This window comes from Brucella sp. MAB-22 (genome assembly GCF_025908475.1).
Lineage (GTDB): Bacteria > Pseudomonadota > Alphaproteobacteria > Rhizobiales > Rhizobiaceae > Brucella > Brucella anthropi.
This window is the reverse complement of sequence record NZ_CP109781.1, coordinates 722,925-743,455: the sequence shown is the minus strand read 5'-3', so window position 1 is coordinate 743,455 and position 20,531 is coordinate 722,925. Positions and strand designations below refer to the sequence as shown.

The window sequence follows — 20,531 nt, the reverse complement described above, 5'->3', positions numbered from 1 at the left end:
ATGCGCGTTTCAGGCGCGCACTGCTGCGATCAATTTTTTGCAAGCGTTTCGGTTACAGGCTGCGGTACGACGACCACGCCCGGACGAATGCGTTGCAGGCCGTTCACGACGATATTCTCGCCGGGCTTCAGCCCGCTTTCGACAATGCGCAAGCCGTCATAGTTGCGGCCGAGAACCACCTGCCGGTATTCAACCTTGTTATCCGTGCCGACTACGAAAACGAACTTCTTGTCCTGATCGGAAGAAATCGCCCGGTCGCTCACCACCAGTTTTTCATCCGGTTCCGGCTCACCGAAACGAATGCGGACAAACTGGCCCGGAATGAGCCTTCCGTCCGGATTGTCGATTGCCGCACGAACCCGAATTGTGCCGGTTGTGGCATCGACTTCATTGTTGATGAGCTGGATATGGCCGGAAATCGGGGTGCCTTCATCGGAAGCGGTGCCGATCTGGACAGGAATGCGCTCGATGGCGTTTCCGCCAGGCGAGGCTGCAAGCTTGGCCAGTGCCTTGGTGACGACTTCCTCATTGGCGCTGAAGCTTGCATAGATCGGATCGACCGAAACAAGCGTGGTCAGAACCGGCGAGGCGGAACTTGCCGCAACGAGATTGCCTGCCGTGACTTCCAGCCGCCCGACGCGACCGGAAATCGGTGCGCGCACTTCGGTATATTGAAGATCGAGCTCGGCGGAACGCAGGGCTGCCTTGGCGGAACGTAAGGTCGCCTGCGTCTCGTCATAGGCGCTGGAGCGCTGGTCGAGGCCGCTTTGGGCGATCGTACGGGTGGTCACGAGCTGGCGCCCGCGTTCCAGTTCGGTCTTGGCCAGTGCGACGCGGGCTTCTTCAGCGGAAACCTGCGCTTTTGCCTTTTCGACGGCTGCCGCATAGGGCTCGGGATCGATGGTGACGAGCAGGTCACCCTGTTTCACCAGAGCGCCTTCGCGGAAATGGGCTTTCAGGATGGCGCCGCCGACACGCGGCCGAATTTCTACCCGGTCAATCGCTTCCAGACGGCCGGAAAACTCTTCCCAGCTTACGATGCGTCGCGATTCTGCCTTGGCGACCGATACCGGCACGGCAGGCGGTGGAGCGGAAATATCGGTTGCAGCATCGGCCTTGAGGTGAGGCGCGCCAAAGAGAATGGCGCCGCCGCCGGCTGCAGACAATAGGATACTCAGGCCGGCGCCCCATAGGGCCCGGCGGGCTGTGATCGATGTCATTGTTGTATCTCCTGGAGCATAATCCGACCGGAGTGGAACGAGGATCGGTCAGATTATGCTTTCAATAAAGGAGGTTAGAGCTTCGCTCTAACCGGTGGGGGCCGGCTTCAATGTGAGCACCAGATCAAAGCTTGGGAGGACTTTAAAACTGGTTATTTCAAGCATGTCTTTGTCCCATCGTAGCGGGATCAGAAATCAATCCAGTGGATTGATTTCCCCGCGAAGGCGGTTCCCACTTTTGGGAGACATGCTTTATGCTGCGATTGGCTTTGCTCCTGCCTGCCGGAAGAAATCGGAAAACAGGTCGATAAGTTTATGTTCCTGTGGCGACCAGTCGGTGCTCGCCACCTTGTTTTCGGGTATCCAGCCAGCTTTTCCGGGCAGGACATGAGACTGAACCTTCACGCCCGCCTGACGGAGACGCTCGGCATAGGCCTGCGTTTCATCTCGCATCGGGCACTGGGCGCTGGTGACAAGCAAGGTGGGTGCCAGACCAGCAAGACGCGTACACAGGGCAGGCGCGGCGTAGGGGTGGGTGAAACCCGCACACTCGCCCAGATAATGCTGCCAGCCATCCGACATCGTCTGGACGGCGCTTTCCGGGCAATACTTGCGGAAAGACGCCGTGGCGAGGCAGGGGTCGAGCATGGGCGAAAGCAGTATCTGACCCTTGAGCTCGGTCAGATATTGATCGCGCGCCATGAGGGCTACGCCGGCAGCAATATTACCGCCCGCCTCTTCACCGGCGACGAACAGCATCGACTTCTTGTGCGCTAATTCAGGGCAACGCGCGCGCATCGAAGACAAAATGGAGTAAGCTATCTCAAGCGCCGCCGGGAACGGGTTGAGACAGGCCGACGAATATTCTGGCGACACGACCACCGCACCTGCCTCGGCAAGTGTTTCGGCAACGCGCTCGCAGTCACCAAGGCAGTTGACCGAGAAAGCACCGCCGTGAAGGTGCAACACCACCGGCGGAGGAGAGAGCAACTTGGCGCCCTTATAAATGCGCGCCGTGCAGTTGGTGGTACCCGCCTGCCCATGGGCTTGCCCGTGAAGCTGCAATGTCTCTACACTAAACTTCTCGCACATCTTTCTTGGCCTTCATGTATAGCGGCAAACCGCCATAATTAGATATTAGCATTGTCTATAGGCTGGAATAGTCCCCTATAATTGGTTACACTGTCCAGAATTTCGAACAATGACGGCTTTTTGATAATGGACCAGCTCTCGGCCATGCGCGCTTTTCTCCGGGTTGTTGAAACCGGGAACTTCACGCGCGCCTCCGCCTCCCTCAATATGCCCAAGGCAACGATCAGCAATCTTATCCAGGGATTGGAAGCCCATCTTCGTACAAAACTCCTCAATCGTACGACCCGCCGTGTTCTCGTAACACCGGACGGCGCACTTTACTATGAGCGCGCTGCACGATTGCTGGCCGATCTTGCGGAACTTGACGGCAGCTTGTCGAGCGCCCAGACCTTGCCCAAAGGTCGCCTGCGCGTCGAAATGGCAAGCGCGGTCGCCAATCTCATCATCATTCCGGCGCTGATCGAGTTTCATCAGCGTTATCCCGATATCCAGATCGATCTTGGCGTATCGGACCGGCCTGTCGATTATGTGGCGGAGAACGTCGATTGCGCCATCCGCATTGGCGAGCTGGCCGACCAGTCGCTGATTGCGCGACGCATCGGCGACATGCATTTCATCGCCTGTGCTTCCGCCGAATATCTCGACCGTTGTTCCACGCCGCTGCATCCGTCCGATCTCGGCAGGAACTGCACGGTGGTCGGTTATTTCCGGCCATCGACCGGCCAGCAGATGCCGTTCCGTTTCAAAAAAGGGACGGAGGAAATCGAGGTCAACGGACGCTATGTGGTGGCAGCGAACGAATCGACCACCTATCTCGCTGCCGCTCGCGCAGGTCTCGGCGTGGTGCAGGCGCCTTTGTTCATGGTGAAGGACGACATCGAAAACGGCACGTTGCGCCCTGTCCTGCAGGAGTGGGAAATCGAGCCGATGCCGATTTATCTGGTTTATCCACCCAACCGGCATCTCAGCAACCGCCTTCGTGTCTTTGCCGACTGGGTGGTCAAGACCGTTGCAAAGTCACAGCTCAACGGGAATTAGCGCGCACAGCGTCGCTTGTTGAGCCGGACCTTGATCTTGTCGGGAGAGCTGCTTTTTGCCTTGTGACCCGACGAGACGATATGCGCGCGCACGGTGCAGTCGCCTGCGAGAACCTCGAAATTATTGGAGCGGATATACATCACCGTATTGATCGGCTGGTCGGGCATTTTCTGCGCGACGGCGTTGACGACAGCGGTGACTTCCTTCGCCCTTTGTTTCGAACTGCCATTACTGGCAGCCAGCGCCGGGCTGAGCGCGGATGAAAATGCGAATATGCCCGCAAACAGAAAAGCAGTCTTAGCTTTCTTCATTGGCATGGCCTCCGATTGAGCTGGAATTGAATGGACCAACATAGGCCCCAATTGCGTCAATACCAGTACCGGAAAGCCGTTTTACCCGCTCTTTGTCTCGCTTATGCCGTTTGCGATGCGCTTGACCGTAGTCGCGACCAGAAGCAGGCATAGGAGCGGCTGCAGCCAGAAAATCCATTGTGGCAGAATGCCATCAATGGCAATCCACGCACCGAGCACGCCAAAGACCACAGCGCGGTCGCTTTTGCCCATCGGGCCGTCATAGCGGCGGTTCGCACCCACGGACGCACCGGCAACGCCTGCAAATTCCGTAAGGGTGGCCAGAAAGATAATCGCGAATATCCATGGGCCGGTGAACGGCGCGATGATCGCGAAGGGCGCATAAAGGGCAGCATCGGAAACAACGTCTCCAATCTCGTTGAGATAGGCACCCAGCGTCGATTTCTGCCCATGTTCGCGCGCCAGCATTCCGTCGACGGCGTTCAGCGCCATCCGCAGGAAAAGCCAGATCGGGACGAGTGCAAACCATGCCGCGTTACCGCTCCACGCCAGAAAAGCGCCAAGTATGATCGAGACGAGCGCGGCAGCGACTGTAACCTGATTGGCCGTTACACCGCCTGCAGCAAGTCGCACGACAAGAGGTCTCAGTAAATTCTGGAAACGCGACTTGAGTTGATAAACCGACATCAAGAATCTCTTGGGAAACGAAGAATAAGTATTGAACAGCTATTTGCGGTTCGCTCCAGCTCGTTTATTCAAACATTTTGTTTCACTCAATAGAAATTGCGGGCAATTGTCCCATGAGGAAACAGGTGGAGAGGGGATGGCATGAACGAGCACGCTACAAATCGGCATCGCGCGGCGCAGGAAAGCCAGTTCGTCACCCATGACGGCACGTCGCTGTTCTACCGTTTCTGGCCGGCAATTTCCGGCAAGCCGAAAGGCGTGATTGTTCTCCTGCATCGTGGCCATGAGCACAGCGGACGCGTCGCGCACCTCGTTGATGAGCTGGGGCTGGATGACTACGCCTTCTACGCCTGGGATGCACGCGGCCACGGCCAGTCGCCGGGCGTGCGCGGCTTCTCGCCGTCCTTCGGCGCGTCGATCCGTGACCTCGACAGTTTTGTCGCCCATATCCGTCAGGAAACTGGCACCGCCATCGAGGATGTGGCAATCATCGCGCAGAGTGTCGGCGCGGTTCTGGCTGCGGCCTGGGTGCATGACTATGCGCCGAATATTCGGGCGCTGGTGCTGGCTTCGCCCGCTTTCGACATCAATCTCTATGTGCCATTCGCCAAGGAAGGCATCGGCCTGTGGCAGAAGCTGAAAGGCACTTTCTACGTCAATTCATACGTCAAGCCGCAATTCCTGACCCACGATCCGGAGCGCATCGAATCCTATCGTACCGATCCGCTGATCACGCGCCCCATCGCCTCGCACATCCTGCTGCAACTCTATGAGACGGCGAAGCGCGTGGTGGACGATGCGCGGGCGATCACCGTTCCGACACAACTGCTCATTTCCGGCAGTGATTTTGTCGTGCGTCCTGCGCCGCAACATCGCTTCTTTGAAAATCTCGGCAGCCGCATCAAGGAGCGGCATGTTCTGAAAGGGTTCTATCACGACACGCTCGGCGAACGGGATCGCAAACCCGCAATCGAACTCATCCACGATTTCATCGAGGTCCGTTTTGCCGAAAAGCCGCAGCGCGCCGATCTGACGGATGCGCATATTGCAGGCCACACGCGCGACGAGGCAGACCGGTTGTCGAGCCCGCTGCCGCTTCTGACTGCGCAGGGGCTTTACTGGGCGTCGACACGCGCTTCGATAGCCTTCGGTGCGTTGTTTTCGGAAGGGTTGAAAGTCGGCAAGCGCACGGGATTCGATTCCGGTTCCACGCTCGATTATGTCTATGAGAATGAAGCGCGGGGCCTCGGGCCGGGTGGCAAGCTCATCGACAAGCAGTTTCTGGAAGCGATCGGCTGGCGGGGTATCCGCCAGCGCAAGGTGCATCTGGAAGAACTGATCGGTGCGGCGATAAAGCGGCTTAAGAGCGAAGGTCGCTCGACCAATATTCTCGACATTGCCTGCGGCCATGGCCGCTATGTCATCGATGCGGTGGTGCGTGCCGACGCCATGCCGGACAGTATTCACCTGCGCGATTATTCGCCGATCAATGTGCTGGCGGGTAACAAGCTCATCCGGGATCGCGGGCTTGAAGCAATCGCTCATATGGAAGAGGGTGACGCTTTCAACGAGGAAAGCCTTGCAGCGGTCACGCCGCAGCCGGACCTCGCCATCGTGTCCGGTCTTTACGAACTTTTCCCCGATAATGCGCTGATCAACCGGTCACTTTCGGGCCTCGCCCGCGTGCAGAAACCCGGCTCATTGCTGATCTACACCAACCAGCCATGGCATCCGCAGCTTGAAATGATTGCGCGTGCGCTCACGTCACATCGCGGCGGCGAGGCATGGGTGATGCGCCGCCGCACGCAGGGCGAAATGGACCAGCTTGTCGAGAAGGCCGGTTATCGCAAGATCGAACAGCGCGTCGATCAGTGGGGCATTTTCACCGTCTCGATTGCGGAGCGCGTGGGAGACGGCGAAGCGTGACAGTGCATTTGACGGAACTTGACGGATCTTCGCGGCGGCCTGTGATCCGTCGCGCGATCCTTTGGCTTCTGTTTCTCGCGCCCTTTTTCTACCTGACCTACGGTACGGCCAACTGGCTCGCATCGCAGCAAGGTCATGTGCCGAACCTTGCTTTCGGATGGGAAAGCCAAGTTCCGTTTATCGCGTGGAGCATCGTTCCCTATTGGTCGGTCAATCTGTTTTATGCGATTGCGCTGTTCGTCAATGACAGCCCCGAACAGGTCGACCGGCTGGCAAAACGCTATCTGACGGCACAGATCATCGCTGTTCTCTGCTTCGTCGCTTTTCCGTTGACCGCAACTTTCGTAAAACCGGCAACGGCTGGTCTTCCGGGTTTTATGTTCGATGTACTTGGCGGCTTCGACAAACCCTTTAATCAAGCGCCCTCGCTGCATATCGCGCTCTTGATCATCATCTGGGATCAGATGCGCCGCGTGATGGGTGATACCATGCGCGTGATCTGGCATGTCTGGTGTCTGCTGATCGGTCTGTCGGTGCTGACCACCTATCAGCACCACGCGGTCGATATTCCGGCAGGCGCTTTGCTCGGGCTGTTTGCCTTGTGGCTTTTTCCCCGCAGCGGTCCTCCCCCGCTGGCAGAGTTTCGGTTCACATCAGACCCCAAAGCCAGAAGGATCGGGTTTTACTATCTGGCAGGCGCAATCCTGTTTCTGGTGCTCGCCATCCATGGCCTGACCGTCACCGGCTATGCAGTTTTCTGGCTCTGGCCTGCAACCGCACTGGCCATCGTGGCACTTGGCTATTTCGGTGCAGGTGCTGGCATTTTCCAGAAGCTGACAGACGGTTCGGTCAGTCTCGCAAGCCGCTGGCTGCTTTGGCCCTACCGGTTTTTTGCCCGGCTGAATGTGCGGTTCTGGACACGCAAGCTGCCGCCGCATGTCGAGCTTGCCGACGGGGTGTTTCTCGGGCGTTTTCCAAGAGCCGCAGAACTCTCATCCGTTGCTGCCGTCATTGATCTTGCCGCTGAAATGGTGCCACCGCTGCATGTCACGGAATGGAAAAATTTTGGCACGCTCGATCTGGTCGCGCCGTCATCGGAAAAGATGCAACTGGCCTCCGATGCCGTTGAAGCCGCACGCCATCACGGCCCGGTTCTTGTCTGTTGCGCGCTTGGTTTTCAGCGCAGCGCAACAGTTGCGGTCGCATGGCTCATCTCTACTGGCCGTGTCGCCAATGCGCGGGAAGCCGAAGCGCTGATCCGCGCAAAAGGCTGGCCGGTGCATCTGCATTTGGCGGAGGAGCTGACATGAATTCTCCGGCAGCGTCCACAGCAATTGTTCTGCGCCGCAATGCCTTTCTCGGCATCGTTGTCGCCATGGCTTTGCTTGCGGTCGCGCCCTTCATGCGCCCGGTGCATGATCTGGCCTTCTGGCTGATCTGGCCGCTTTTGTTGGTAAGCGCATTGATCGTGCTGGGTATCGCTGCGCACCTCCTGTTCGATGCCGCGCTTTTCAAGCTGATCGCCGGTTCCGGTGAAACGGGATTGGGTGAGGTAGACAGCATTCTTGAGCGCATGGGTTTGCGCTCCAATGACGGCACGGTCCGTCCACTTGCGAAAAGGATAGAAGGCTCGCGACGCATCATGGGGCGTCTGCGGTTCTTCATGGGGCTGGGTATCGTACTTTTCATTCTGCTGGCCACGGTGCCATTGGGTCAGGGGCTGTGACATGCGGGAACTGATCCGCCATCAGGTGCAATCCACGTTCGGTTCGTTTCTGGCAATCCTGTCGCGCGGGATTACCGGCGTGCGGCCAATCTGGAGCGGCACTGGTCCGTCGCGCAATCAGCGTATCTATTTTGCCAACCATACAAGCCACGGCGATTTCATCCTGCTTTCCTCCTGTCTCGATCAGGAAGAACGCGCGCGTACCCGCGCTGTCGCTGGTGCCGATTACTGGCGGGGCAACCGCGTGCGCCAGTTCATGGCCGAAGTTCTGTTGCGCACTGTGCTTGTTGAGCGCAACTGGGTTGAGCGTACACAGGATCCGATGGAAGTGATGCTGAAAGCGCTGGCCGATGGCCATTCGCTCATCATCTTTCCCGAAGGCACACGCAACATGACCGACGAGGCGCTGCTGCGCTTTCGTTCCGGCATCTACAATCTGGCGCTGGCACGCCCCGATGTCGAGCTGGTGCCGTGCTGGATCGAAAACATGTCGCGCGTGCTACCCAAGGGCGCCATGCTGCCGGTGCCGCTTCTTTGCCGTGTCATTTTCGGTGCGCCGGTGCAGCTTGGTGAGGGTGAGGACCGCAAGGAATTTCTCGCCCGCGCCCGTCAGAGCCTTCTCGATATTCAGCCTCAGAATGGTAATCACTCATGAGTGAAACGACCCGATTATTCCTTGGCCTCATGGGCGTTCTGATAACGGCAAGCGCCGTTGCCGGTGTTCTTTCATGGCGCGCGCCGAAGCCGCTTTCATCCACGCTGGTCAATCTCAATGCCCGCATCAAGGCGTGGTGGATCATGGTCGGGGCCATGTGCATCGCCTTCCTGTTCGGCAAGGGCGGCGTGATCGTGCTGTTCGCGCTGATATCATTCGCGGCCTTGCGCGAATATGCGACGCTGACGCAGACACGACGCGCCGACCATCGCGTGCTGCTCGGCATGTTCCTGCTGGTCATTCCGGTGCAATATTATCTGATCTGGATCGACTGGTACGGGCTCTATTCCATCTTCATCCCGGTCTATTGCTTCCTCGCCATGCCGGTTCTGACTGCACTTTCCGGGGACACGTCGCGCTTTCTGGAGCGTATCAGCGAGCAGCAATGGGGCATCATGCTGTCGGTCTATTGCATAAGCCATGTGCCCGCGCTGATGACACTGGATATTCCCGGTTTTGACGGCAAGAAACTGCTTCTGATCGCGTTTCTGGTGGCCACCGTGCAGGGCAGCGATGTGCTGCAGTATATTTTCGGAAAGCTGTTTGGAAAACATCGCATCGCGCCCAGCATATCGCCGTCCAAAACCTGGGAAGGTTTTGTGGGCGGTGTCGCGAGCGCCTCTCTTCTGGGGGCCGGTCTTGCATGGCTGACGCCGTTTTCGCCTGTGCAGGCGGGTGCCCTTGCGGCCACATCATGCATCATGGGCTTCTTCGGCGGGCTTGTTGCTTCCGCTATCAAGCGCGATCGCGGCGTGAAGGACTGGGGCCACATGATCGAAGGACATGGCGGGATGCTCGACCGGGCCGACAGTCTCGTCTTTTCGGCTCCGGTCTTCTTCCATATCGTGCGCTATTTCTGGACCTGAGCTCTGAATATTTGTTTCGTCGCATTATGCTACGCAAAACCGCTTCGCACTTTTGCTGGAAATGCCCGGGTCGGTCAGGGCAGCTTCAAAGCAATGAACTGTGAAACCTGACCGTGGTTGAAATTGTTATCCGAGGCAAGGATCAGCGTTCTCTTGCCGTCAGTCACCGGCCCGAAGGTGATGGCCTCGATATTGTCGATGTCGAGGCCGAAATCACCTTCGTTCAGCTGGAGGAAAAGTTTCTTGCCGAGCGATGTCACAGGCTGACTGGCCAGTGAGGGCACATCCTTCACATTGCTGGCGCCATCGAAAGATGCGCGGTAGAGCGTAATGCGATTGCCCACACCCATGGCGAAGGAGCGTTCGACAGTGAGGAGATCGTTTCCATCAGAAACGAATTCCGACAGGCCATTATCGTTCCAGAAGGGCGGCAGCGTCGCCTTGGTGAAGATCGGGTCGGTGTCATAGGCATATTCTGCCGTCACATTGCCTGAGGCGAGGTCAAAGGCGATGATGCGTGAACGGCTGCCATGGTCGAGTGTCGCCTTGTCTCCATCCTGTGTCAGGGCGTTTTCCGTCCCCGCCAGAAGCGTCTTGCCGTCCGGTGTGATGGTCAGGCTTTCAAAAGACAGATTGTTGCGGACGCCGCGTGTCTTGCCTTCGTCGGGAATGTAGGCTTCCGGCAAAGCAAATTCGCGAATGAAACCGCCATCGGTCTTTGCTTCGCCGATAAAAGGCCTGCCGTTCTTATCGCCTTCGCTTGACCAGTAGATCGTGCCGGTCGCCACGTTGAAGCGGATGCTTTCAGGGTCCACATCCTTCAGCGCAAATGATTTGCCGGCCTTGTCCAGAAGCGTGACCGTTTCCAGAACATCAAGGCTTTGCACGCCGGAACCGTCGATGGCGAGCTTGAGCTTGTAAAAGCGCGCAGGTGCGTTTTCCGAACGATCGTCGGATATGGCGTAATAGATATCTTCACGTGGGTCGTAGTCGAGGCCGGAAATTCCGCCGAATTCAATGCCACCGATTTTCAGGCCGGTCGGTAGCGTGATAGCGCCGATAAGTTCCGGCTTCTGCATTTCCTGCGCCGCGGCGCTGGTGGCAAGGGCAAGAAACAGTGCAACAAAAGGTGCTTTCATGGCGGATATCCGTTCGATCAGGAAAGTCACCGGATAGTCGTTCTGTTTGACAGGAAGATGAAAGCCGGTCTCAAACCCTGTCGGCCGTGCGCGCCGGTTCTTCCCTGTCGATCAGATGGGAAGGTGCCGCAAACTGCAGCAGCTTGTTCTTGTTCGTGATCTTGATTGCAGAGGCCTGCACACTGACACCGTGGGACCCGAGCGTTGCAAAACTGCGCGACAGGTTCTCCGGCGTCATGCCGAGATAGGCGGCAAGTGTCCGTTTTTCATAAGGGATCATTACGACGTCGGCGCCGTTGTTAAAGAGCGATTCCTTGACGATCCAGTTGGCGAGGCGCTGCACACTGCTTCTAAGCTTCTGCGCCTTCAGCTCTTTGACCAGACGACGATAGGCGCGTGCCGTTTCAAAGACGACGGCGCGCATGAAACCGACGTCCTCGCTCATCAAGTCCCGAACCAGACTTGAAGGCACCATCAGCACACGGGTTGGCGTGAGAGTCTGTGCAGTTTGCAGGCACACATCGTCATTGAGCACGGCTGCGAGAATGAAAATATCGGCGGCGCGCAATATTTCCAGCGCGGTTTCGCCGTCGTCCGATTTCGCGGACATCAACACGAGGCCGTCCAGGATTGCGAACAGGAAGTCCGCAGGCTCGTCTTCCTTGATAAGGGTCGTGCGTGGCGGAAACGACTGCACGAAGCTCGGGCGCATGATCCGCTCGAAAGTGGCATCTGCCATATCCATGAAGAGCGGCAAATTCTTCAGCGCGTCGATGTCTTCTTTCCGCATTAAACCTCACTTTTGGGGTCAAGTTTTTATCAGTCTATTATGCTTGATAAATATCAATTGCGCAATGCGCATAAATCAATACTTTGAACTAACTAGGTCTATTTTGGTCGTTAAGCCACGAATATCTAAAATTCAACTTGAATAGTCTAAAGATATTGATCTTAATCAATGTATTCATCTGAAAGTCGACGCATAAGTGCATACGAAACCTCCAATGGTATTCAATTCGGAGTACGCCTATGCAACATGTCGCAGGGGAAAATCCCAGGGCGCAGACCACGGCGCTAGCGATGAGTACGACCGCTTTCACAGTGTGTTTTGCGGTCTGGACCATCTTTGCAATCATCGGCATTGAAATTCGATCCGAGCTGGGCTTAAGCGAAACCCAGTTCGGCTTGCTCGTCGGTACGCCGATCCTTACGGGATCGCTGATCCGCGTCATTCTGGGCATCTGGGCGGATCGCTATGGCGGTCGGGCCATCTTCACGCTCACAATGCTGGTCTCGGCGGTTGCCACCTATCTTCTGACCTACGCCACCACCTATCCGCAAATGCTGATTGCAGCGCTTGGCGTTGGCGTGGCGGGCGGGTCGTTCTCGGTTGGCGTTGCCTATGTCTCGCGCTGGTATCCGCCGGAAAAGCAGGGCGTTGCGCTTGGCATTTTCGGCGCGGGCAATGTTGGAGCGGCGGTGACGAAGTTCTTCGCGCCGATGGTCATGGTTGCATTCGGCTGGCATACGGTCGCCGAAGTCTGGGCGGCCGCGATGGTCGTCATGGCGTTGATTTTCTATTTCACCACGAGCGACGATCCGGTCCTGGTCGAGCGTCGGCGCAAGGGCGAAAAACCCGCCAGCACCCTGATGGAGCTGGAACCGCTGAAGAATATTCAGGTCTGGCGTTTCTCGCTTTACTATTTCTTCGTCTTCGGCGCCTTCGTGGCTCTCGCGCTGTGGCTGCCGCAATATCTGATCCATGTCTATGGCGTCGATATTCGCCTCGCAGGCATCATCGCGGCGTTCTTCTCTGTCCCGGCAAGTCTTTTCCGCGCCTATGGCGGACATCTTTCGGATGTCTATGGCGCGCGCCGGGTCATGTACTGGACCTTCGCCGTCTCGCTGGTCGCGACATTCATACTGTCCTATCCGCCGACGGATTATGTCATCCAGAGCGATAATGGCCCACTGGCCTTCCACGCGGAAATGGGCGTGATCGGCTTCACCATCACCGTCTTCATCCTCGGCTTCTTCATGGCGTTGGGCAAGGCGGCCGTCTTCAAGCACATTCCGGTCTATTATCCGGGCAATGTCGGCTCCGTCGGCGGTCTGGTGGGCATGATCGGCGGTCTTGGCGGCTTCATCCTGCCGATCCTGTTCGGTGTACTTCTGGACCAGACCGGCCTCTGGACGAGCTGCTTCATGCTGCTCTTTGTCATCGTCGCGGTTTCCTTTGCGTGGATGCATGTCTCGATCCGCCAGATGGAACGCGCAGCCGAGGGCAAGACGACGGAAGAGCTTCCGGCCTTTGCTGAATTGCAGGGCTTGAAGAAAGCCGATGTCAAGCCGGCAAAGGGCGATTCCGTCCTGACCGACTGGCGCCCGGACGACCCGACCTTCTGGGAAGAGAAGGGAAGGAGGATCGCCAAGCGCAACCTGTGGCTTTCGATCCCGGCACTGCTTCTGTCCTTCGCCATCTGGCAGGTCTGGTCCGTGGTGGTGGCAAAGCTGCCGCTGGTGGGTTACCAGTTCACGACCGATCAGCTGTTCTGGCTGGCGGCGCTCCCCGGCATTTCGGGCGCGACCTTCCGCATCTTCTATTCCTTCATGGTGCCGATCTTCGGCGGCCGCCTGTGGACCACACTGACCACCTGGTCGCTGGTCATTCCGGCCATCGGTATCGGCTATGCCGTGCAGAACCCGAATACGCCTTACTTCATCTTCCTGCTGCTGGCGCTCTGCTGTGGCTTCGGCGGCGGTAATTTCGCCTCCTCCATGTCCAACATCTCCTTCTTTTTCCCGAAGAAAGAGAAGGGCAATGCGGCAGCGCTCAATGCAGGCCTCGGCAATCTCGGCGTCAGCGTCGTGCAGTTCGTGGTTCCGCTGGTCATCACTGCCGGTATCTTCGGTAAGCTTGGCGGCGATCCGTCAATGGTTGCGACCGAAGCGGGCAGCACGCCGCTCTGGCTGCAGAATGCCGGCTTCTTCTTCGTGCCGTTCATCATCGTCACGGCTTTCGCCAACTGGTTCGGCATGAACGATATCGCGTCGGCCAAGGCTTCCTTTGCCGATCAGGCCGTCATTTTCCGCCGCAGGCACAATTGGATCATGTGCTGGCTCTATACCGGCACGTTCGGCTCGTTCATCGGTTATTCGGCTGGCTTCCCGCTTCTGACCAATATCCTGTTCCCTGAGGTTAATGCGCTTCAGTTCGCCTTCCTCGGGCCTCTCGTCGGCGCGCTGTCGCGGTCGGGTTCGGGCTGGCTTGCCGATAAATATGGCGGCGGACGCGTCACCATCTGGGCATTCGTCCTGATGATGATCGGCGTGGCGGGCGTGCTGTACTTCGTCGGCATCAAGGATCAGCCGAATGCGTTCTGGGGCTTCTTTGCTTCCTTCATCCTGCTGTTCTTCGCAACGGGCATCGGCAATGCCTCCACCTTCCAGATGATCCCGGCGATCATGTCGAAAGAGATGGACAGGCTTATGCCCAATGCCACCCCGGAAGAACGCCGTCACGAAGCAGACAAGGAATCTGCAGCCATCACCGGCTTCACCTCGGCCATTGCTGCCTTCGGCGCCTTCTTCATCCCGAAGGGTTACGGCACCTCGATCAGCATGACCGGCGGACCGGAAGCCGCACTCTGGGCCTTCCTGATCTTCTACGTGACCTGCCTCGTCATCACCTGGGGCGTCTACACCCGAAAAGGCGGTCTGCTCTACGACGTGGAGCACCGCAGCAAACCAGCCGCTGCTGCTGCCTGAAGAAATAAAGTGAGGATATAATCATGAGTCTACTCCTCGATCGCCTGAACTTTCTTGCGCGCAAGAATGTCGGCACCTTCTCGGAAGGCCATGGCGTCACGACCAATGAGAACCGTGACTGGGAAGACGCCTATCGCAAGCGCTGGCAGCACGACAAGATTGTCCGCTCCACCCATGGCGTGAACTGCACCGGCTCCTGCTCGTGGAAAGTCTACGTCAAGGGCGGCATCATCACCTGGGAAACCCAGCAGACGGATTATCCGCGCACCCGGGCCGACCTGCCGAACCATGAGCCGCGCGGCTGTTCGCGCGGGGCAAGCTATAGCTGGTATGTCTATTCTGCCAACCGGGTGAAATATCCGCTGATCCGCTCGCGTCTCCTGAAGCTGTGGCGCAAGGAACGCACGCTGAAAACGCCTGTCGCGGCCTGGGCCGCGATCCAGCAGGACCCCGCCAAGCGTGCCGACTATATGAAGGTGCGCGGTCTCGGCGGCTTCGTTCGCGCAACGTGGGAAGAAGTCAACGAGATCATCGCCGCGGCCAATGCCTATACGGCCAAGACCTATGGACCGGACCGCGTGATCGGCTTCTCGCCGATCCCGGCCATGTCGATGGTGTCCTATGCGGCGGGCTCGCGTTACCTGTCGCTGCTCGGCGGCGTCTGCATGTCGTTCTATGACTGGTATTGCGATCTGCCGCCCGCTTCGCCGATGACATGGGGCGAACAGACCGACGTGCCGGAATCGGCAGACTGGTACAATGCCGGTTTCCTGATGCTCTGGGGTTCCAACGTACCGCAGACCCGCACGCCGGATGCGCATTTCTATACGGAAGTGCGTTACAAGGGCACCAAGTCGGTCGTGGTCTCGCCCGACTATTCGGAAGCAGCGAAGTTTTCCGATCTGTGGCTGCATCCCAAGCAGGGCACCGATGCCGCGCTTGCCATGGCGCTTGGCCATGTGATTCTGCGCGAATATCACCTTGACCGGCAGGTTCCCTATTTCGAGAATTACTGCCGTAAATATTCCGACTTCCCGATGCTGGTCATGCTCTCGAAGAAGGGCGGACGTTATGTGCCGGACCGCTTCCTGCGCGCTTCCGACTTCAAGGGCGATCTCGGCGAAGGCAACAATCCAGACTGGAAGACGGTCGCCTTCGATACGAAGTCGGGCGCCTATGTTGCACCGCAGGGCTCCATCGGCTTCCGCTGGGGTGACGATGGCCAGTGGAACCTCGAAGAAAAGGACGGCAAGGGCAAGGATGTGGAACTTGCCAAGAGCTTCATCGACAAGGACAGCCATGATGCCGTCGCCGATGTGGCTTTCCCATATTTCGGCAACCGCGAGCACGATTATTTTGAAGGCACGGACCATGACAGCGTGCTGGTGCGCAAGGTTCCGGCCCGCAAGCTGAAGATCAAGGGTGGCGACGTCATGGTCGCGACGGTGTTCGACCTGTTTGCCGCCAATTACGGTCTTGATCGCGGGCTTGGCGACGCGAACTCTGCCAAGTCCTATGACGAGGGCCTGCCATATACCCCGGCCTGGGCTGAGAAGATCACGGGTGTCCCGCGCGACCAGATCATTGCTGTCGCCCGCGAATTCGCAACCAATGCCGAAAAGACCAATGGTCGTTCCATGGTCATCCTCGGTGCCGGTCTCAACCACTGGTACCACATGGACATGAACTATCGTGGCATCATCAACATGCTGGTGATGTGCGGCTGTATTGGTCAGTCCGGCGGCGGCTGGAGCCATTATGTGGGGCAGGAAAAGCTGCGCCCGCAGACCGGCTGGACGGCGCTTGCCTTCGCGCTCGACTGGAACCGTCCGCCGCGTCACATGAACTCCACCTCGTTCTTCTATGCGCATACCGATCAGTGGCGCTACGAGACCGTGAAAGTGCAGGACATTCTCTCGCCCACCGCGCCTGAGGGCGCGTGGGACGGTACGATGATCGACTACAACATCCGCGCCGAGCGCATGGGCTGGCTGCCTTCCGCGCCGCAGCTTCAGACCAATCCGCTGGAGCTTGCCAAGGAGGCAGCCGCATCAGGCAAGGAGCCGAAAGACTTCATCGCGAATGCTTTGAAGAACGGCACCGTCACCATGTCCTGCGAGGACCCCGACCACGAGGCCAACTGGCCGCGCAACATGTTCGTCTGGCGCTCGAACCTGCTCGGTTCGTCGGGCAAGGGGCATGAGTATTTCCTGAAGCACCTGCTCGGCACGTCGAACGGTCTGCTTGGCAAGGATCTGGGTCAGGAAGGCGCACAGGAAAGCCGCGAGGCGGTGTGGCATGAGAATGCTCCGGAAGGAAAGCTCGACCTTCTGGTCACGCTCGATTTCCGCATGTCCACAACTTGCGTCTATTCCGATATCGTTCTGCCGACTGCCACCTGGTACGAGAAGAACGACCTCAATACTTCCGACATGCACCCTTTCATCCATCCGCTGTCAAGCGCAGCCGACCCGGCATGGGAAGCACGCAGCGACTGGGACATCTTCAAGGGTATCGCGAAGAAGTTCTCGGAAGTGGCGCCGGAAGTGCTGGGTGTCGAGAAGGACATCGTTCTCGTGCCGACCCTGCATGACACGGCGGGCGAACTGGCCCAGCCGAAGGACGTTCTCGACTGGAAGAAGGGCGAAGTCGAGCCGATCCCCGGCAAGACCATGCCATCGGTTGTGGTTGTGGAGCGCGACTATCCGAACCTCTACAAGCGCTATACCTCCGTTGGACCGCTTCTCGACAAGCTGGGCAATGGCGGCAAGGGTATTTCGTGGAACACCGAACATGAGGTTGATCTGCTGGGCAAACTGAACGGCAAGGTTCATGAGCCGGGCGCAAGCGAGGGACGTCCGCGCATCTATACCGACGTCGACGCAACCGAGGTCATTCTGTCGCTCGCGCCGGAAACCAACGGTGAGGTGGCGGTCAAGGCATGGGAAGCGCTGTCGAAGTTCACAGGTCGCGACCATTCGCATCTGGCCATTCCCAAGGAAGACGAGAAGATCCGCTATCGCGATATTGTTGCGCAGCCGCGCAAGATCATCTCCTCGCCAACCTGGTCGGGCATTGAATCCGAAACCGTCTGCTACAATGCAGGCTATACCAACGTGCACGAGCTGATCCCGTGGCGCACGCTGACCGGCCGTCAGCAGCTCTATCAAGATCACCTGTGGATGCGCGCTTTCGGCGAAGGCTTCTGCGTCTATCGCCCGCCAATCGATACCAAGACGGTCAATCCGGCAATCCGTGAAAAGGCGGACGGCCAGCCGCATCTGGTGCTGAACTTCATCACGCCGCACCAGAAATGGGGCATCCACTCCACCTATACGGACAATCTCCTGATGCTGACGCTCAATCGCGGCGGGCCGGTTGTCTGGATTTCGGAGCCGGATGCCGCAAAGGCTGGCATCGTCGATAATGACTGGGTGGAAGTCTACAACGCCAACGGCGCCATTGTGGCCCGTGCGGTCGTCTCCCAGCGCATGAAGGACGGAACCGTCTTCATGTATCACGCACAGGAGAAGATCGTGAATACGCCCGGCTCGCCGCTCACCGGCCAGCGCGGCGGCATTCACAACTCCGTCACCCGCATCATCACCAAGCCGACGCATATGATCGGCGGCTACGCCCACCAGTCCTATGGGTTCAACTATTACGGAACCGTCGGCTCAAACCGTGACGAGTTCGTGGTCGTGCGCAAGCTTGAGAAAGTGGACTGGATGGAAGGTCCGCTTGAAGAAGGCAACCAGAGCTCCGCAGCGAAGGAGGCAGCAGAATGAAAATCCGTGCGCAAATTGGAATGGTGCTCAATCTCGACAAGTGCATCGGCTGCCACACCTGCTCCGTGACGTGCAAGAACGTCTGGACCAACCGTGAAGGCGTGGAATATGCCTGGTTCAACAATGTTGAAACCAAGCCCGGCATCGGCTTCCCGAAGGAATGGGAAAACCAGAAGAAGTGGAACGGCGGCTGGGTTCGCAAGAAGAACGGCAAGATCGAGCCGAAGATGGGCTCCAAGTGGCGCATCCTCGCCAAGATTTTCGCCAATCCGGACCTGCCGGAAATCGACGACTATTACGAGCCGTTCGACTTCGATTATGGCCATCTCCAGACGGCAGGCGAAAGCAAGACCATGCCGACCGCCCGTCCGCGCTCGCTGATTTCCGGCGAGCGGATGGAAAAGATCGAATGGGGTCCGAACTGGGAAGAAATTCTCGGTGGTGAATTTGCCAAGCGTTCGAAGGATTACAATTTCGAAGGCGTGGAGAAGGAAATCTACGGCCAGTTCGAAAACACCTTCATGATGTATCTGCCGCGCCTGTGCGAGCACTGCCTCAATCCAACCTGCGTTGCGGCCTGCCCGTCAGGGGCGATCTACAAGCGCGAGGATGACGGCATTGTCCTGATCGATCAGGAAAAGTGCCGCGGCTGGCGCATGTGCGTCTCCGGCTGCCCCTACAAGAAGATTTACTACAATTGGAGTTCGGGCAAGTCCGAAAAGTGCATCTTCTGCTATCCGCGCATTGAAGCCGGCCAGCCGACCGTATGTTCTGAAACCTGCGTTGGCCGCATTCGTTATCTGGGCGTGATGCTCTATGATGCCGACCGTATTTCGGAGGCCGCTTCCACGGCCAATGAACAGGATCTCTATCAGGAACAGCTCAACATCTTCCTCGATCCGAACGATCCTGCCGTGATCGAGCAGGCGCGCAAGGATGGTGTGCCGGAAGCCTGGCTGGAATCCGCCAAGCATTCGCCGGTCTACAAGATGGCGATGGACTGGAAGATTGCCTTCCCGCTTCATCCTGAATACCGCACCTTGCCTATGGTCTGGTATGTGCCGCCGCTCTCGCCGCTCCAGTCGGCTGCCGCTGCTGGCAAGCTTGGCATGGATGGCCCGCTGCCGGATGTCCGCTCCATGCGCATCCCGGTCCGCTACCTTGCCAATCTTCTGACAGCAGGCAAGGAAGAGCCGGTCATCTCGGCGCTGGAACGTATGCTCGCCATGCGTGCCTATATGCGCGCCAAGACCGTCGATGGTGTTATCGATGAGGCGATTGCCGACCGCGTCGGCATGAGCAGTGCGATGATCGAGGAAATGTACCACATCATGGCGATTGCCAATTACGAAGACCGCTTCGTCATCCCGACCACGCATCGTGAAATCACCGAGGATGCCTATGACGTGCGCGGCTCCTGCGGCTTCACCTTCGGCAATGGCTGTTCGGGTGGAACGTCGACCGAAGACCTGTTCGGCTCCAAGCGCCAGAAGGTTGTCCAGACACCAACGGATATTTTCCGGGAGCAGGTGTAATGAACAAGACCCTGAAAATCATTTCGCTGCTGCTTTCCTATCCGACCGCAGAGTTGCAACTCGGCGGCGAGGAACTGAAAAAAGCACTGGCCGGGGAAAAGCTTTCCCCCGGCATCCGCAGGCTGCTCGACAGCCTTGTCGATTATGTCTGCGACTGCGATCTCTACGAGGCGCAGGAACGTTACGTGCATCTTTTTGACCGCACGCGCTCGCTGTCGCTGCATCTTTTCGAGCATGTGCATGGTGAAAGCCGCGACCGCGGCCAGGCCATGGTCGATCTCATGAAGATGTATGACGACAACGGCTTTGTCGTAGATGCCAAGGAACTGCCGGACTATCTGCCGCTGTTCCTCGAATTCCTGTCGACACGCTCGCCAGAGGAAATCCACGATCTTCTCACCCAGACCGGCCATATCTCGGCCGCTATCGGTGAGCGTCTGCGCAAGCGCCAGTCGCCCTATGCCAACGCCTTTGCGGCGCTGCTGCATGTCGCCAATGCCAAGCCGGACAAGAACCTCGTCGGAGAATTACTTCGGCAAGAGGAAGACGACCCGAACGATCTCGCCGCGCTCGACCGCATCTGGGAAGAAGAAGCGGTAACGTTTGGCGGCAATGCGGGCGACAATTCCTGCGGCCCGGACCGGTTGCGCACGCAGATGCGTGCAGCACAGCGCAAGCCCGGCAACCCGTCCAACCCTTCACATATATAGGAGACGGAAA

Annotated in this window: 16 protein-coding genes; 10 read left to right on the top strand and 6 right to left on the bottom strand. The window is 58.1% G+C overall.

Annotated elements, in window-relative coordinates:
- Positions 1–29: 29 nt before the first annotated feature.
- Both OHI65_RS03400 and OHI65_RS03395 read right to left on the bottom strand, forming a co-directional pair.
- Positions 30–1,220 (bottom strand): efflux RND transporter periplasmic adaptor subunit, encoded by a 1,191-nt coding sequence (locus tag OHI65_RS03400; RefSeq protein ID WP_125300805.1) that lies wholly within the window; start codon positions 1,218–1,220, stop codon positions 30–32.
- 252 nt (positions 1,221–1,472) lie between these two features.
- Positions 1,473–2,312, bottom strand: a complete 840-nt coding sequence (locus tag OHI65_RS03395; protein ID WP_125300804.1) for an alpha/beta hydrolase — start codon at positions 2,310–2,312, stop codon at positions 1,473–1,475.
- A 126-nt stretch (positions 2,313–2,438) separates the two neighbouring features.
- Here OHI65_RS03395 and OHI65_RS03390 point away from each other — a divergent pair, with 126 nt between their 5' ends.
- On the top strand, positions 2,439–3,350 hold the full coding sequence (locus OHI65_RS03390) for a LysR family transcriptional regulator (RefSeq protein ID WP_125300803.1): 912 nt from the start codon (positions 2,439–2,441) through the stop codon (positions 3,348–3,350).
- Here OHI65_RS03390 and OHI65_RS03385 read toward each other — a convergent pair.
- Complete coding sequence (locus tag OHI65_RS03385; RefSeq protein ID WP_125300802.1) at positions 3,347–3,661, bottom strand: hypothetical protein; 315 nt, start codon at positions 3,659–3,661, stop codon at positions 3,347–3,349. The genes OHI65_RS03390 and OHI65_RS03385 overlap by 4 nt on opposite strands.
- An 81-nt stretch (positions 3,662–3,742) precedes the next feature.
- On the bottom strand, positions 3,743–4,348 hold the full coding sequence (locus OHI65_RS03380; RefSeq protein WP_011982630.1) for a CDP-alcohol phosphatidyltransferase family protein: 606 nt from the start codon (positions 4,346–4,348) through the stop codon (positions 3,743–3,745).
- Positions 4,349–4,489: 141 nt separating this feature from the next.
- On the opposite strand from OHI65_RS03380, the gene OHI65_RS03375 reads away from it, so the two are divergent.
- From OHI65_RS03375 to OHI65_RS03355, 5 genes are read left to right on the top strand one after another with little or no spacing between them, the layout of a single operon-like run.
- Positions 4,490–6,274: a bifunctional alpha/beta hydrolase/class I SAM-dependent methyltransferase gene (locus OHI65_RS03375; protein WP_125300801.1), complete on the top strand. Its 1,785-nt coding sequence runs from the start codon at positions 4,490–4,492 to the stop codon at positions 6,272–6,274.
- Complete coding sequence (locus OHI65_RS03370) at positions 6,271–7,584, top strand: phosphatase PAP2/dual specificity phosphatase family protein (protein ID WP_125300800.1); 1,314 nt, start codon at positions 6,271–6,273, stop codon at positions 7,582–7,584. Before OHI65_RS03375 ends, OHI65_RS03370 begins: the two co-directional genes overlap by 4 nt.
- Positions 7,581–8,000, top strand: coding sequence for a hypothetical protein (locus OHI65_RS03365; RefSeq protein WP_125300799.1), 420 nt, complete (start codon positions 7,581–7,583; stop codon positions 7,998–8,000). Before OHI65_RS03370 ends, OHI65_RS03365 begins: the two co-directional genes overlap by 4 nt.
- Position 8,001: 1 nt before the next feature.
- On the top strand, positions 8,002–8,655 hold the full coding sequence (locus tag OHI65_RS03360; protein WP_011982634.1) for a lysophospholipid acyltransferase family protein: 654 nt from the start codon (positions 8,002–8,004) through the stop codon (positions 8,653–8,655).
- Complete coding sequence (locus OHI65_RS03355) at positions 8,652–9,581, top strand: phosphatidate cytidylyltransferase (RefSeq protein ID WP_094541089.1); 930 nt, start codon at positions 8,652–8,654, stop codon at positions 9,579–9,581. Before OHI65_RS03360 ends, OHI65_RS03355 begins: the two co-directional genes overlap by 4 nt.
- 74 nt (positions 9,582–9,655) lie before the next feature.
- On the opposite strand, the gene OHI65_RS03350 is transcribed toward OHI65_RS03355, so the two are convergent.
- Together OHI65_RS03350 and OHI65_RS03345 are read right to left on the bottom strand one after the other, a co-directional pair.
- Positions 9,656–10,720 carry an esterase-like activity of phytase family protein gene (locus OHI65_RS03350; RefSeq protein ID WP_125300798.1) on the bottom strand — a complete coding sequence of 355 codons (1,065 nt, stop codon included), beginning with the start codon at positions 10,718–10,720 and terminating at the stop codon, positions 9,656–9,658.
- A gap of 70 nt (positions 10,721–10,790) precedes the next feature.
- Positions 10,791–11,510: a cyclic nucleotide-binding domain-containing protein gene (locus OHI65_RS03345; protein ID WP_010660850.1), complete on the bottom strand. Its 720-nt coding sequence runs from the start codon at positions 11,508–11,510 to the stop codon at positions 10,791–10,793.
- Positions 11,511–11,749: 239 nt separating this feature from the next.
- On the opposite strand from OHI65_RS03345, the gene OHI65_RS03340 reads away from it, so the two are divergent.
- Genes OHI65_RS03340 through narJ form a run of 4 tightly spaced genes read left to right on the top strand, consistent with a single transcriptional unit; the run spans position 11,750 to position 20,521 of the window.
- On the top strand, positions 11,750–14,488 hold the full coding sequence (locus OHI65_RS03340) for a nitrate/nitrite transporter (RefSeq protein WP_125300796.1): 2,739 nt from the start codon (positions 11,750–11,752) through the stop codon (positions 14,486–14,488).
- A gap of 23 nt (positions 14,489–14,511) precedes the next feature.
- Entirely contained in the window at positions 14,512–18,276 is a 3,765-nt protein-coding gene (locus tag OHI65_RS03335) for a nitrate reductase subunit alpha (protein WP_125300795.1), read from the top strand.
- The gene (narH, locus tag OHI65_RS03330; RefSeq protein WP_011982640.1) at positions 18,273–19,811 is read left to right on the top strand and encodes a nitrate reductase subunit beta; all 1,539 of its coding nucleotides are present in this window, start codon (positions 18,273–18,275) and stop codon (positions 19,809–19,811) included. The genes OHI65_RS03335 and narH overlap by 4 nt, the downstream gene beginning before the upstream one ends.
- Complete coding sequence (gene narJ / locus OHI65_RS03325) at positions 19,811–20,521, top strand: nitrate reductase molybdenum cofactor assembly chaperone (RefSeq protein WP_125300794.1); 711 nt, start codon at positions 19,811–19,813, stop codon at positions 20,519–20,521. The genes narH and narJ overlap by 1 nt, the downstream gene beginning before the upstream one ends.
- Positions 20,522–20,531: the final 10 nt, after the last annotated feature.

What these genes read in the sequence shown, in the direction of transcription:
- OHI65_RS03380 (WP_011982630.1), bottom strand. Translation starts at nt 4,348, where the DNA reads ATGTCGGTTTATCAACTCAAGTCGCGTTTCCAGAATTTACTGAGACCT.
- OHI65_RS03400 (WP_125300805.1), bottom strand. Translation starts at nt 1,220, where the DNA reads ATGACATCGATCACAGCCCGCCGGGCCCTATGGGGCGCCGGCCTGAGT.
- OHI65_RS03350 (WP_125300798.1), bottom strand. Translation starts at nt 10,720, where the DNA reads ATGAAAGCACCTTTTGTTGCACTGTTTCTTGCCCTTGCCACCAGCGCC.
- OHI65_RS03375 (WP_125300801.1), top strand. Translation starts at nt 4,490, where the DNA reads ATGAACGAGCACGCTACAAATCGGCATCGCGCGGCGCAGGAAAGCCAG.
- OHI65_RS03385 (WP_125300802.1), bottom strand. Translation starts at nt 3,661, where the DNA reads ATGAAGAAAGCTAAGACTGCTTTTCTGTTTGCGGGCATATTCGCATTT.
- narH (WP_011982640.1), top strand. Translation starts at nt 18,273, where the DNA reads ATGAAAATCCGTGCGCAAATTGGAATGGTGCTCAATCTCGACAAGTGC.
- OHI65_RS03355 (WP_094541089.1), top strand. Translation starts at nt 8,652, where the DNA reads ATGAGTGAAACGACCCGATTATTCCTTGGCCTCATGGGCGTTCTGATA.
- OHI65_RS03360 (WP_011982634.1), top strand. Translation starts at nt 8,002, where the DNA reads ATGCGGGAACTGATCCGCCATCAGGTGCAATCCACGTTCGGTTCGTTT.
- narJ (WP_125300794.1), top strand. Translation starts at nt 19,811, where the DNA reads ATGAACAAGACCCTGAAAATCATTTCGCTGCTGCTTTCCTATCCGACC.
- OHI65_RS03395 (WP_125300804.1), bottom strand. Translation starts at nt 2,312, where the DNA reads ATGTGCGAGAAGTTTAGTGTAGAGACATTGCAGCTTCACGGGCAAGCC.
- OHI65_RS03335 (WP_125300795.1), top strand. Translation starts at nt 14,512, where the DNA reads ATGAGTCTACTCCTCGATCGCCTGAACTTTCTTGCGCGCAAGAATGTC.
- OHI65_RS03390 (WP_125300803.1), top strand. Translation starts at nt 2,439, where the DNA reads ATGGACCAGCTCTCGGCCATGCGCGCTTTTCTCCGGGTTGTTGAAACC.
- OHI65_RS03345 (WP_010660850.1), bottom strand. Translation starts at nt 11,510, where the DNA reads ATGCGGAAAGAAGACATCGACGCGCTGAAGAATTTGCCGCTCTTCATG.
- OHI65_RS03340 (WP_125300796.1), top strand. Translation starts at nt 11,750, where the DNA reads ATGCAACATGTCGCAGGGGAAAATCCCAGGGCGCAGACCACGGCGCTA.
- OHI65_RS03365 (WP_125300799.1), top strand. Translation starts at nt 7,581, where the DNA reads ATGAATTCTCCGGCAGCGTCCACAGCAATTGTTCTGCGCCGCAATGCC.